The following is a 10,836-nucleotide window of genomic DNA, read 5'->3' as shown; positions in this document are numbered from 1 at the left end:
TGCCGCCCCTGCGCCTGCCGCGCCGGCGGCCCCTGCCGCCCCTGCGCCAGCGGCCCCCGCCACCGGCGGGTCCGGAAACGCTCCGGCCACCGGGGGCAGCGCGCCGGCTCCCGTGGTGACGGCCCCTGCCGCGCCCAATCAGTCGGCCGTGCAGACCGCGATTGCCTTCGCACGCGCCCAGCTCGGTGACGCCTACCAGCTCGGCGGCTCAGGCCCCGACGTGTGGGACTGCTCCGGCCTCACCAAAGCGGCGTATGCCGCGGCCGGCATCTACATCGGCACCCACTCGGCGACCAGCCAGTACAACACCATGGCCGGCCAGGGCAAGCTCGTCTCCTTCTCCCAGGTGCAGGTGGGCGACCTGGTGTTCTGGGGATCGGCCGGCGACTACTACCACGTGGCCATCTACGTCGGCGGTGGGCAGATTCTCGAAGCCCCCGACTATGGCAAGCCCGTGCGGGTGCACAGCATCTGGTCGCCCGGCCAGGTGGCCCCGTACGTCGGGCGCCCGGCCTGATCAGGTGACGGTCGCATAAAAAACAGAAGCCGCTCCCCATCGGGAAGCGGCTTCTGTGTTTCGGCTCAGTCTGCGCGGGTCAGTGACCTTCGTCGACGAGCTTCTTCAGACCGTCGCGCACGATCTGGTCGGCCTCGGCGGCGTCGCCCCAGCCCTCGGTCTTGACCCACTTGCCCGGTTCGAGGTCCTTGTAGTGCTCGAAGAAGTGCTCGATCTCCTTGCGGGTGTACTCCGGGATGTCGGTGACATCCTGGATGTAGTCCCAGCGCGGGTCGCCGGCGGGGACGGCGATCACCTTGGCGTCCGAGCCGCCGTCGTCGGTCATGTTGAACACGCCGACCGGGCGAACCGAGATGCCGACGCCCGGGAAGAGCGGGAACTCGATGAGAACGAGCACGTCGACGGGATCGCCGTCGAGCCCGAGGGTGTTCTCGAAGAACCCGTAGTCGGTCGGGTACACGAAGCTCGTGTACAGCACCCGGTCGAGGTACACCCGACCGGTTTCGTGGTCCACCTCGTACTTGTTGCGGCTACCGCGTGGGATTTCAATGACTGCGTCGTATTCGGCCATGGCCTGGTATCTCCCTTGTGTCGAAGTCTGCGGATAACGTTACTGGATGGAGTCCATCCGCCGCCCGCGTCTGACGCCGGCCATCGCCGACCTGCGCCGCGCCGTGCGCGAGCAACTGCCGGACGCCGGACTCGTGCTGGTGGGTTTGAGCGGGGGTGCGGATTCGCTGGCCCTGGCCGCGGCCACGGCGTTCGAGGCCCCCAGGGCCGGACTCCGTGCCGGCGCCGTGATCGTGGACCACGGCCTGCAGGCCGGGTCTGCCACAGTCGCCCAGGCCGCAGCGGTGCAGGCCGGGACGCTCGGGCTGGACCCGGTGCTGGTCGTGCGGGTGTCGGTCACGGATGCCGGCGGCGACGGACCGGAGGCTGCGGCGCGTGCCGCGCGCTACGACGCGTTCGAGACGGCGCTGGGAAGCACCGGAGCCGTGGCGGTGCTGCTCGGCCACACCCTCGACGACCAGGCCGAGACGGTTCTGCTCGGCCTGGCCCGCGGGTCTGGCGCGGCGAGCCTGCAGGGCATGGCCCCGGTCAGCGGCCCGTATCGACGGCCGCTGCTGGGCATCCGCCGCGCCCAGACCAGGCAGGCCTGCGAGGACGCCGAGCTGTTGCCCTGGTCGGACCCGCAGAACGCCGACCCCCGGTACGCCAGGGTGCGGGTTCGCGAGCGCGTGCTGCCCGTGCTCGAAGACGAGCTCGGGCCCGGTATCGCCGAGGCGCTGGCCCGCACGGCCGAAACCCTGCGGGAGGACGCCGATGCGCTCGACACCATGGTGGTCGGGATCCTGGCAGCGATCACTGAACCGACCGAAGCCGGCATCGCCGTTTCGGTTGCCGGGTTGGCCGCGAACCCGGCGGCGCTGCGGCAACGGATGATCCGCCAGGTGGCCGCCAGCGGGTTCGGCGTGTCCCTCGAACGCAGCCACACCGTGGCCGTCGCACGGCTCGTCACGCACTGGCATGGGCAGAATGCGCTCGACCTGCCAGGCGTTAGAGTGGAACGGCAGGGGGGGATGCTACTTTTTTCAGCTCCTCGACACACCCAAAACAAAGGACCCTTCCACACCCATGGAACCTCGTGACATTGACGGCGACCTCACCGAAATCCTGATCGAGGAGACCGAGATTCGTTCTCGCCTGGCCGAGATGTCGCGGCAGATCGAAGCTGACTACGCCGGTAAGGACCTGCTCCTGGTGGGCGTGCTCAAGGGCGCGGTCATGGTGATGGCCGACCTGGCCCGCGAACTCGTGCACCCGGTGACCATGGACTGGATGGCCGTGAGTTCATACGGCTCAGGCACCCAGTCCAGCGGCGTCGTGCGCATCCTCAAGGACCTCGACACCGACCTGCACGGTCGGCACGTGCTCATCGTCGAAGACATCATCGACTCCGGCCTCACCCTCTCGTGGCTGATGGCCAACCTCAAGTCCCGGGGACCTGCGTCCCTGGAGATCTGCGCCCTGCTGCGGAAGCCCGACGCCGCCCGCGTCGAGATCGACGTCAAGTACCTGGGCTTCGACATCCCCAACCAGTTCGTGGTCGGCTACGGCCTTGACTACGCCGAGAAGTACCGCAACCTGCGCTCGGTCGGTGTGCTGGCCCCTCACGTGTACTCCACTGGCGAGTAGGTTCTCCCCGTACGACCTCCTCCAGTTCACCTTTGGGCGAACACTCGGTGTTCCCCCAGTACGAGAGCGGTAGCCTGTGACCACCATGAACGTCAAGAAACTTCTGCGCGGGCCGCTCCTCTACATCATCCTTGCGGTCATCGCCGTGTGGGTGGGTTCGAGCCTCCTCACCATGTCGGGCTTCCGCGAAATCTCCACCCAGCAGGGTTTGGACTTCCTCAAGGACGGCAAGGTGTCGGAGGCGAAGATCGTCGACGGCGAACAGCGCGTCGACCTCACCCTGACCAAGGCCGATTCGACCTACGGCGAGCAGGTGCAGTTCTACTACGTCACCCCCCGCGGTGAAGAGGTCATCACCGCCGTCACCGACGCCGATCCGAAGGACGGCTTCACCGACGAAGTGCCCCAGGCCAGCTGGTTCCTGTCGCTGCTGGGCATCCTGCTTCCCGTCCTCTTGATCGGTGCGTTCTTCTGGTTCATGATCGCCGGCATGCAGGGCGGCGGCAACAAGGTCATGCAGTTCGGCAAGTCCAAGGCCAAGCTGGTCTCCAAGGAGACCCCGCAGGTCAGCTTCGCCGACGTCGCCGGCGCGGACGAAGCCATCGAAGAACTGCAGGAAATCAAGGACTTCCTCAAGGAACCGGCCAAGTTCCAGGCCGTCGGAGCACGGATCCCCAAGGGTGTGCTGCTGTACGGCCCTCCCGGAACCGGTAAGACCCTGCTCGCCCGCGCCGTCGCCGGCGAAGCCGGCGTTCCGTTCTATTCAATCTCGGGTTCCGACTTCGTCGAAATGTTCGTCGGTGTCGGAGCGAGCCGGGTGCGCGACCTGTTCCAGCAGGCCAAGGAGAACTCTCCGGCCATCATCTTCGTCGACGAGATCGACGCCGTCGGCCGTCACCGCGGCGCCGGCATGGGCGGCGGGCACGACGAGCGTGAGCAGACCCTCAACCAGCTCCTGGTGGAGATGGACGGCTTCGACGTCAAGACCAACGTGATCCTCATCGCGGCCACCAACCGGCCCGACATCCTCGACCCCGCGTTGCTCCGTCCCGGCCGGTTCGACCGGCAGATCGGCGTCGACGCGCCCGACATGCTCGGCCGCAAGCGCATCCTCGAGGTGCACTCCAAGGGCAAGCCCATGGCCGCCGGAGTCGACCTCGAGGTGCTCGCCCGCAAGACGCCCGGCTTCACCGGCGCCGACCTGGCGAACGTGCTCAACGAGGCCGCCCTGCTCACCGCGCGCTCCAACGCCCAGCTGATCGACAACCGCGCCCTCGACGAAGCCGTCGACAGGGTCATGGCCGGTCCGCAGCGCCGCACCCGCGTGATGCGCGACCAGGAGAAGCTCATCACCGCGTACCACGAGGGCGGGCACGCCCTGGTGGCCACGGCCATGCGCAACACCGACCCGGTCACGAAGATCACCATCCTGCCCCGCGGCCGTGCGCTCGGGTACACCATGGTGATGCCGCTCGAAGACCGCTACTCGGTGACGCGCAACGAACTGCTCGACCAGCTCGCCTACGCCATGGGCGGCCGAGTGGCCGAGGAGATCATCTTCCACGACCCCACCACCGGAGCATCGAACGACATCGAGAAGGCCACAGCGACGGCCCGCAAGATGGTCACCGAATTCGGCATGAGTTCCGACGTCGGACCGCTCAAGCTCGGTTCGGCCTCCGGCGAGATGATGTTCGGCCGCGACATGGGCCACCAGCGGGACTACTCCGAGCGCCTCGCCGAGCGGGTGGACACCGAGGTGCGCCAGCTGCTCGAGAACGCGCACGACGAGGCCTACACGGTGATCAACGCCAACCGGGCAATCCTCGACGACCTGGCGACCAAGCTGCTCGAGCACGAAACCCTCGACCAGACCGCTCTCGTGTCGATCTTCGCCGAAGTGCAGAAGCTGCCGCCGCGCCCGCAGTGGCTCTCCAGCGACAAGCGCCCGGTCTCCGACCTGCCGCCCATCGCCATGCCGACCCCGAAGGCGCCCATCGACGGTGCGGCGGTCGACGGCGGCGTCACCAGCGGCGGCGAGGATGCCGACAAGCCCAAGCGCGCCCCCGCACTCAAACCGCGTCCCGCAACCGCGTAGAGCGGCCCTCGTGGGAGTCGACCAGCCACGCATCGAAGCGGCCGTCGCCGAGATCCTCGCCGCCATCGGCGAGGATCCGGACCGGCCGGGGCTGCAGACGACCCCGCAGCGGGTGGCGTCTGCCTACGCCGAGTTCTTCGCCGGACTCGCCCAGGACCCGCTCGATCACCTGCGGGACACCGTGCCGGTCGGCGACCGGACCGGGGAGCTCGTGCTGCTGCGCGACATCGAGTTCCGCTCGGTCTGCGAGCACCACCTGCTGCCGTTCCTCGGCACCGCCCATGTGGCCTACCTGCCCGGTGAACGCATCGTGGGCCTGGGCAAGCTGGCCGACGTGGTCGAGACCCTCGCCGCCAGGCCCCAACTGCAGGAACGCCTGACCGAGGAGATCGCCGACGCGCTCGAGGCCGGCCTGGCGCCGCGGGGCATTCTGGTGGTTCTGGATGCCAAGCACGGTTGCGTGAGAACCCGCGGTCCCCGCCAGACGCACAGCTCCACCGTCACCATGGCCAGCCGCGGGGACCTCGCGTTGCCCGTCGCGCGCTCTGAGATCATCGCCCTCATCGGTGGACCACAGGCGATCCGGTGACCCTGGTCATGGGTGTGCTCAACGTCACACCGGACTCGTTCAGTGACGGCGGCCGCTGGGCCACCACGGAGGCCGCGGTTCGGCACGCCGTGGATCTGCACACCGACGGCGCCGACCTGATCGACGTCGGCGGCGAATCCACCAGGCCAGGCGCCGAGAGGGTGTCGCCCCAGGTGGAGCAGGACCGGGTGCTGCCCGTGATCGCCGAACTGAGCCGGCTGGGCATCATGACCAGCGTCGACACCCTCAACGCAGAGACCGCGGAGCGCGCCGCCGGTGCCGGCGTGCACATCATCAACGACGTCTCCGGCGGGCTCGCCGACCCCGGTATGGCGGCCGTGGTCGCCCGCACCGGTCTGACCTACATCGCCATGCACTGGCGCGGCCACGCCCGCACTATGGACACCCTCGCCGACTACGACGACGTTGTCGCCACCGTCGTCGCCGAATTGGCCGACAGGGTGGCCGTGCTCGAGAGCGCAGGGGTCACGCGCAGCCAGATCGTGCTGGACCCCGGCCTCGGCTTCAGCAAGGACGCCGACCAGAACTGGAGGGTGTTCGCGCACCTCGACGCGTTCGCGCCGCTCGGCTTGCCGGTGATGGTCGGCGCGTCGCGCAAGCGGTTCCTGGCCGGGGTGCTGCCGCCCGACGCGCCGGTCGACCGGCGCGACCTGCCGACCGCCGTGCTCAGTGTGCTGGCCGCGCAGGCCGGTGCCTGGGCCGTGCGCGTGCACGACGTCGCGGGCACCCGCGCCGCCCTGAACGTGCTGGCCCGGGTCGAATCGGCCAGAATAGGGTCATGAGCACCGACTCGATCACCCTCACCGGGCTGCGGATCACCGCACACCACGGCGTTTTCGATTTCGAACGCGAAAACGGCCAGGAGTTCGTCGTCGACGTGACGGTGTGGCTGGACTTCCGGGCGGCGGCGTCCGGCGACGACCTGGCCCGCACCATCCACTACGGCGACCTGGCCGTGGAGGTGGCCGACGCGGTGCGCCGCGACCCCGTTGACCTCATCGAGACCCTCGCCGAGCGCATCGCCGACGTGGTGCTCGCGCACGACGCCGCCGAACGGGTGCGGGTGACGGTGCACAAACCGCAGGCCCCCATCGAGATTCCGTTCGCGGATGTGTCGGTGCAGATAGAACGCGCGCAGATAGAACGCACGCAGACCGAACGCACGCAGACCGAACGCGCGCAGATAGAACGCACGCAGGCCGGGAGGGGCAACGCATGACCGACATCAACGCGACTGCCACCCCGGCCCCCACCGCGGTGCTGGCCCTGGGCAGCAACCTCGGCGACCGGGAACGCACCCTGGCCGCCGCCGTGCGCGCCATCGCCGACCTGCCTCACGCCGAGCTCACCGCGGTGTCCCCGGTGTACGCCTCCGACGCCGTGAAACCAGACGGAGTGGACCTGAGCGCGCCCGGCTACCTCAATCTCGTGGTGACCGTGCGCTGGTCGGCCGACCCCCACGCCCTGCTCGACGCCGTCAACGGCATCGAGAACGACCACGGCCGGGTGCGGGAGGAACGCTGGGGCGATCGCACCCTGGACATCGACCTGATCTGCGTGGGCGACCTTCGCCTCGGCGACGACAGGCTCACCCTCCCGCACCCGCGTGCGGCCGAACGTGACTTCGTGCTGGCGCCCTGGCTCGACATCGACCCGGAGGCCGAGCTCCCCGGTCGCGGCCGGGTCCGTGAGCTCCTGGCCGTCGCCGACCGCACCGCCAGGGCGCACCCGGTGACGGCAAGCACCGATCCCGCGCACACCGAGGTCGCCCACACCGCGACCCTGCACGGCGCAGACGACCGGCCCGGCCCCGGCACCCCGGATGCCGACACCCTCCCCGACGACACGACCGGGCCGGAGGGGCGGCCCCGATGAAGCGCACCCACCCCACCCCGCTGATCGCCCTGGGCCTGACCGGACTCGTCATCGGCTTCCTGATCGAGTTGGCGGCGACAGCCTGGAGCGCGCCGATCATAGTTCCGCCGATCACGCTGCCGCTGGCGCTCGTGCTGATCGCGGTCATTCTCGTGGCCCTGGCCTGGCCCATCCGTCAGGCCACCAGGGGCCGTTCGACACGGCGCGTCGACCCGTTCCGGGCGATGCGCATCGCCCTGCTCGCCAAGGCGTCCAGCCTGTCCAGTTCGCTCCTGCTCGGAGCGGGTCTGGGCATCGTGGCCTTCATCCTCACCCGGTCGGTGGTACCGGCGGTAACATCGTTGTGGCTCGCAATCGGAATGGCGCTCGGCGCCGTGATCCTCCTCGCGGGCGGTCTCGTCGCGGAGCATTTCTGCACACTGCCGCCGGATGACGATCACGATCACGACAATGGGGGACCCAACAATGGCGGAGCAGCCCGTGCCTGACTATCCCGGCAGCATCCCCGCGGAGCTCCCGGCCCCGCAACCGCCGGTCGGCGCGACGCCGGTCGCCGGTGCGCCGCCAACGCCCGAGCCGGTGGCTCCCGTCGGTGCCCGTCTCGACCTGCCCGAGGCGGGCGAGTGGAAGCGCGTGTCGCCGAAGTACGTCATGGTCGAAATCGTGGGCACCGTGGTCTTCCTGGTCATCGTCTGCGCGGCGGCCGGTGCGCTCTGGCTGCTGCTCGACCAGGTCTGGGCGGCCTGGGTGGGCGGCCTGATCGCCCTGGTGATCCTGGTCTCGCTCGCCTTCGAACCCCGCAGGGTGCGCTCGATCGGCTACCAGTTGCGCGCCGACGACCTGCTGTTCCGCCGCGGAATCATGTACCAGCGATTCGTGTCGGTGCCCTACGGCCGCATGCAGCTGGTCGACATCACGCGCGGCCCCGTCGCCCGGCTGCTCGGCCTCGCCGACCTCAAGTTCGTCACCGCTGCCGCCACCTCCGGCGTCGCGATCCCCGGCCTCGCCGAGGCCGACGCGGATGCCCTCCGTGACCGCCTCGTCGAACTGGCCGAGAGCCGACGGGCCGGCTTGTGACCTCCCTCGCCGACGGGGACTGGCACCGCCTGCATCCAGCGAGCCCGCTGCTGCGCGGCGGCATCTTCGTCTTCGCGCTGCTCGGCTTCGTGATCGCCAACCTGCGCGAACGCGTCGTCGACGTGGTCTTCGGAATCCCGCGGGAGTCCGGCGACCCGCTCGACGAGATCTATGAACGCGGGGCCGTGGGCTGGGCGCTGCTCATCGCTGCGGCGATCCTCATCGTCATCCTCGTCGCGTTCACCTTGTCGTGGCGGATGCACACTTTCAGGGTGAGCGAAGAATCCGTCGAGGTGCGCAGCGGCATCCTGTTCCGCAGTCACCGGCAGGCCCGGCTCGACCGCATCCAGGGCGTCAACATCGTGCGCCCGTTGATCCCCAGGCTGTTCGGCGCCGCCAAACTCGAAGTGAGCGTGGCCGGCCAGGATGCCAACGTGCAACTGGCCTACCTCGGTTCGGCCCTGGCGGACGGGTTGCGCCGGGACATCCTGCAGCTGGCCTCCGGCGCCCGGCAGCCCCGCCCCGCCGAGGACACCCCGATGCCGTACGGGCCCGGGCAGGGCGCCGGGGATCCCGGCATGCTGCCCGACCCCACACCCGCCGACGCGCAGGGCGGCAGCCTGCCCGCAACCGGCGGAGGCCGCCGGCAGGCCCTGAATGACTACGCCAGCGCGCGGGTCGGGGAATTCCTCGCCCCCGAGCTGGACCCGGACGCGGCACCGCCGGAGTCCGTGGTGCGGATTCCCCTGCTGCGACTGATCGGCTCGATAGTGTTCAGCGGCTTCACGATCTTCGTCGCGGTCGCCATCGTGGCCCTGATCGTGAGCGTCATCGTCGGCGGCAGCGAATGGCTGCTGATCGCGATCTTCCCCGGCCTGATCGCCAGCGTGGGGTACTACTTCTCCAGGTTCACCAAGTCACTGCGCTACAGCATCGCCGGCACCAGGGACGGCGTGCGGGTGGGCTTCGGACTGCTCACCACCAGCAACGAGACCCTGCCGCCGGGCCGCATCCACGCGATCGGTGTGACCCAGCCGGTGGCCTGGCGCCCGTTCGGCTGGTGGCAGATCAGCATCAACAAGGCCGGGCACTCCACCAACGACGGCGCCGCCGGCGCGGCCGCGACCACGGTGTTGCCGGTCGGGTCGCTGCACGACGTGGAGAAGGTGCTGGAGCTGATCCTGCCCGAGTTCGCGATCGACGAGCAGCGCGCCCTGATCCAGCGCGGCCTCACCTCCCGCGGCGGTGACGACGGCTTCCACAACGCGCCGCGCCGCGCCGCCTGGCTGCGTCCGTTCTCCTGGCGTCGCACCGGCTACGCCGTCTCGGCCGGTGCCGTCCTGCTCCGCCGCGGTGTGCTCTCCAGGGAACTCGTGCTGGTGCCCCTGGCCCGCCTGCAGAGCGTGGGGATCAACCAGGGCCCGGTTCGCCGTCGGCTCCGGCTGGCGACCGCGCGACTGCACACCGTGGCCGGACCGGTCAGCGCCACCCTCGGGGTGATCGACGCCGGTGAGGCGGTGCGCCTCCTCGAGGTCGTCACGGCCGGCGCCGTCGCGTCAGCGGACTCCGACACCAGCCACCACTGGAGCCGCACCGCCCTCGTCGGGCAGGGCGCAGCGCCGGCCGCGCCGGCGGAAGCGGCGCCCGTCGGCCCGGCCGGCCCCGCCACTGAGGTGACCACGTGACCCAGCGCCCCGGCCGTCTCGGGATCGGTGTCATCGGCGCCGGCCACGTCGGACCCATCCTCGCCGCCGCCCTGGCCGGAGCCGGGCACGCCCTGATCGGCATCTCCGCGATCTCGCAGGCCAGCCGCGACCGCGCCGAAGCGATCCTGCCCCAGGTGCCGGTGCTCACGGTGCCCGAGGTCGTGGAGCGCAGCGAACTGGTGATCATCGCCGTGCCCGACGATCAGCTGGAGAGCCTCGTGACCGGACTCGCCGCCACGGGCACCTGGCAGCCCGGCCAGCTGGTGCTGCACACCTCAGCCCGGTACGGCGCCAACGTGCTGCTGCCCGCCCAGCGGGCCGGCGCCATCCCGCTGGCCGTCCACCCGGCGATGTCGTTCACCGGCACCAGCCTGGACATCAGCCGCCTGGCCGACAGCTACTTCGCCGTGACCGCACCCGCCCCCGTCCTGCCGATCGCGCAGGCCCTCGTCGTGGAGATGGGCGGGGAGCCGGTGATCGTGGCCGAGGGCGACCGGGAGGTCTACGCCGAGGCCATCGAGACCGCCACGGCGTTCTCCAGCTCGATCGTCGAGCAATCCACCCGGCTGCTCAGCGAGATCGGCATCGGCGCGCCGGGTGCCGTCATCGCCCCACTGGTGCGCTCGGCCATCGAGAACGCCCTCACCCGCACCGGCGCCAGGCATCCGCTCGACGACCTCGCCGATCTGGGCGAGACCCCCCACCTACTCGACCCGCCATACCCGACTCACCCGTTTGACCCGGAGGACCAGTGACC

General features: G+C 70.0%; 13 protein-coding genes. 12 read left to right on the top strand and 1 reads right to left on the bottom strand.

All coding sequences use genetic code 11. The features are described from left to right. A partial coding sequence (locus ACEN2M_RS14250; protein ID WP_441648797.1) for a C40 family peptidase occupies nucleotides 1-517 on the top strand: 517 nt, incomplete at its 5' end. A gap of 79 nt (nucleotides 518-596) precedes the next feature. On the opposite strand, the gene ACEN2M_RS14245 is transcribed toward ACEN2M_RS14250, so the two are convergent. Beyond that, complete coding sequence (locus tag ACEN2M_RS14245; RefSeq protein WP_441648796.1) at nucleotides 597-1,088, bottom strand: inorganic diphosphatase; 492 nt, start codon at nucleotides 1,086-1,088, stop codon at nucleotides 597-599. 46 nt (nucleotides 1,089-1,134) lie between these two features. Here ACEN2M_RS14245 and tilS point away from each other — a divergent pair, with 46 nt between their 5' ends. The 11 genes from tilS to ACEN2M_RS14190 all read left to right on the top strand — a co-directional run bounded on the left by tilS (nucleotide 1,135) and on the right by ACEN2M_RS14190 (nucleotide 10,834). Beyond that, complete coding sequence (tilS, locus tag ACEN2M_RS14240; RefSeq protein ID WP_441648795.1) at nucleotides 1,135-2,166, top strand: tRNA lysidine(34) synthetase TilS; 1,032 nt, start codon at nucleotides 1,135-1,137, stop codon at nucleotides 2,164-2,166. Continuing rightward, nucleotides 2,153-2,713 carry a hypoxanthine phosphoribosyltransferase gene (hpt, locus tag ACEN2M_RS14235; protein ID WP_441648794.1) on the top strand — a complete coding sequence of 187 codons (561 nt, stop codon included), beginning with the start codon at nucleotides 2,153-2,155 and terminating at the stop codon, nucleotides 2,711-2,713. The genes tilS and hpt overlap by 14 nt, the downstream gene beginning before the upstream one ends. Before the next feature lie 85 nt (nucleotides 2,714-2,798). Then, nucleotides 2,799-4,811, top strand: coding sequence for an ATP-dependent zinc metalloprotease FtsH (gene ftsH / locus ACEN2M_RS14230; RefSeq protein ID WP_441648793.1), 2,013 nt, complete (start codon nucleotides 2,799-2,801; stop codon nucleotides 4,809-4,811). A gap of 10 nt (nucleotides 4,812-4,821) precedes the next feature. After that, a complete protein-coding gene (folE, locus tag ACEN2M_RS14225; RefSeq protein WP_441648792.1) occupies nucleotides 4,822-5,400 on the top strand; it encodes a GTP cyclohydrolase I FolE in 579 nt (192 codons plus the stop codon). Continuing rightward, on the top strand, nucleotides 5,397-6,203 hold the full coding sequence (gene folP / locus ACEN2M_RS14220; protein WP_441648791.1) for a dihydropteroate synthase: 807 nt from the start codon (nucleotides 5,397-5,399) through the stop codon (nucleotides 6,201-6,203). The genes folE and folP overlap by 4 nt, the downstream gene beginning before the upstream one ends. Next, entirely contained in the window at nucleotides 6,200-6,640 is a 441-nt protein-coding gene (gene folB / locus ACEN2M_RS14215) for a dihydroneopterin aldolase (RefSeq protein ID WP_441648790.1), read from the top strand. The genes folP and folB overlap by 4 nt, the downstream gene beginning before the upstream one ends. Next, the gene (gene folK / locus ACEN2M_RS14210; protein WP_441648789.1) at nucleotides 6,637-7,296 is read left to right on the top strand and encodes a 2-amino-4-hydroxy-6-hydroxymethyldihydropteridine diphosphokinase; all 660 of its coding nucleotides are present in this window, start codon (nucleotides 6,637-6,639) and stop codon (nucleotides 7,294-7,296) included. Before folB ends, folK begins: the two co-directional genes overlap by 4 nt. Beyond that, nucleotides 7,293-7,784, top strand: a complete 492-nt coding sequence (locus ACEN2M_RS14205; RefSeq protein WP_441648788.1) for a DUF3180 domain-containing protein — start codon at nucleotides 7,293-7,295, stop codon at nucleotides 7,782-7,784. The genes folK and ACEN2M_RS14205 overlap by 4 nt, the downstream gene beginning before the upstream one ends. Further along, nucleotides 7,777-8,373, top strand: a complete 597-nt coding sequence (locus tag ACEN2M_RS14200) for a PH domain-containing protein (protein ID WP_441648787.1) — start codon at nucleotides 7,777-7,779, stop codon at nucleotides 8,371-8,373. The genes ACEN2M_RS14205 and ACEN2M_RS14200 overlap by 8 nt, the downstream gene beginning before the upstream one ends. Further along, entirely contained in the window at nucleotides 8,370-10,058 is a 1,689-nt protein-coding gene (locus tag ACEN2M_RS14195) for a PH domain-containing protein (RefSeq protein WP_441648786.1), read from the top strand. Before ACEN2M_RS14200 ends, ACEN2M_RS14195 begins: the two co-directional genes overlap by 4 nt. Further along, nucleotides 10,055-10,834, top strand: a complete 780-nt coding sequence (locus ACEN2M_RS14190) for a Rossmann-like and DUF2520 domain-containing protein (protein ID WP_441648785.1) — start codon at nucleotides 10,055-10,057, stop codon at nucleotides 10,832-10,834. The genes ACEN2M_RS14195 and ACEN2M_RS14190 overlap by 4 nt, the downstream gene beginning before the upstream one ends. The last annotated feature ends 2 nt before the right edge of the window (nucleotides 10,835-10,836 follow it).

The sequence above is a fragment of the Cryobacterium sp. W22_MBD10_FK3 genome, assembly GCF_052113745.1.
Classification (GTDB): domain Bacteria; phylum Actinomycetota; class Actinomycetes; order Actinomycetales; family Microbacteriaceae; genus Cryobacterium.
This window is presented reverse-complemented; position numbering and strand designations above follow the sequence as displayed.

Coding starts and splice junctions, on each gene's coding strand:
- ACEN2M_RS14245 (WP_441648796.1), bottom strand. CDS start 1,088: ATGGCCGAATACGACGCAGTCATTGAAATCCCACGCGGTAGCCGCAAC.
- tilS (WP_441648795.1), top strand. CDS start 1,135: ATGGAGTCCATCCGCCGCCCGCGTCTGACGCCGGCCATCGCCGACCTG.
- hpt (WP_441648794.1), top strand. CDS start 2,153: ATGGAACCTCGTGACATTGACGGCGACCTCACCGAAATCCTGATCGAG.
- ftsH (WP_441648793.1), top strand. CDS start 2,799: ATGAACGTCAAGAAACTTCTGCGCGGGCCGCTCCTCTACATCATCCTT.
- folB (WP_441648790.1), top strand. CDS start 6,200: ATGAGCACCGACTCGATCACCCTCACCGGGCTGCGGATCACCGCACAC.
- folK (WP_441648789.1), top strand. CDS start 6,637: ATGACCGACATCAACGCGACTGCCACCCCGGCCCCCACCGCGGTGCTG.
- ACEN2M_RS14205 (WP_441648788.1), top strand. CDS start 7,293: ATGAAGCGCACCCACCCCACCCCGCTGATCGCCCTGGGCCTGACCGGA.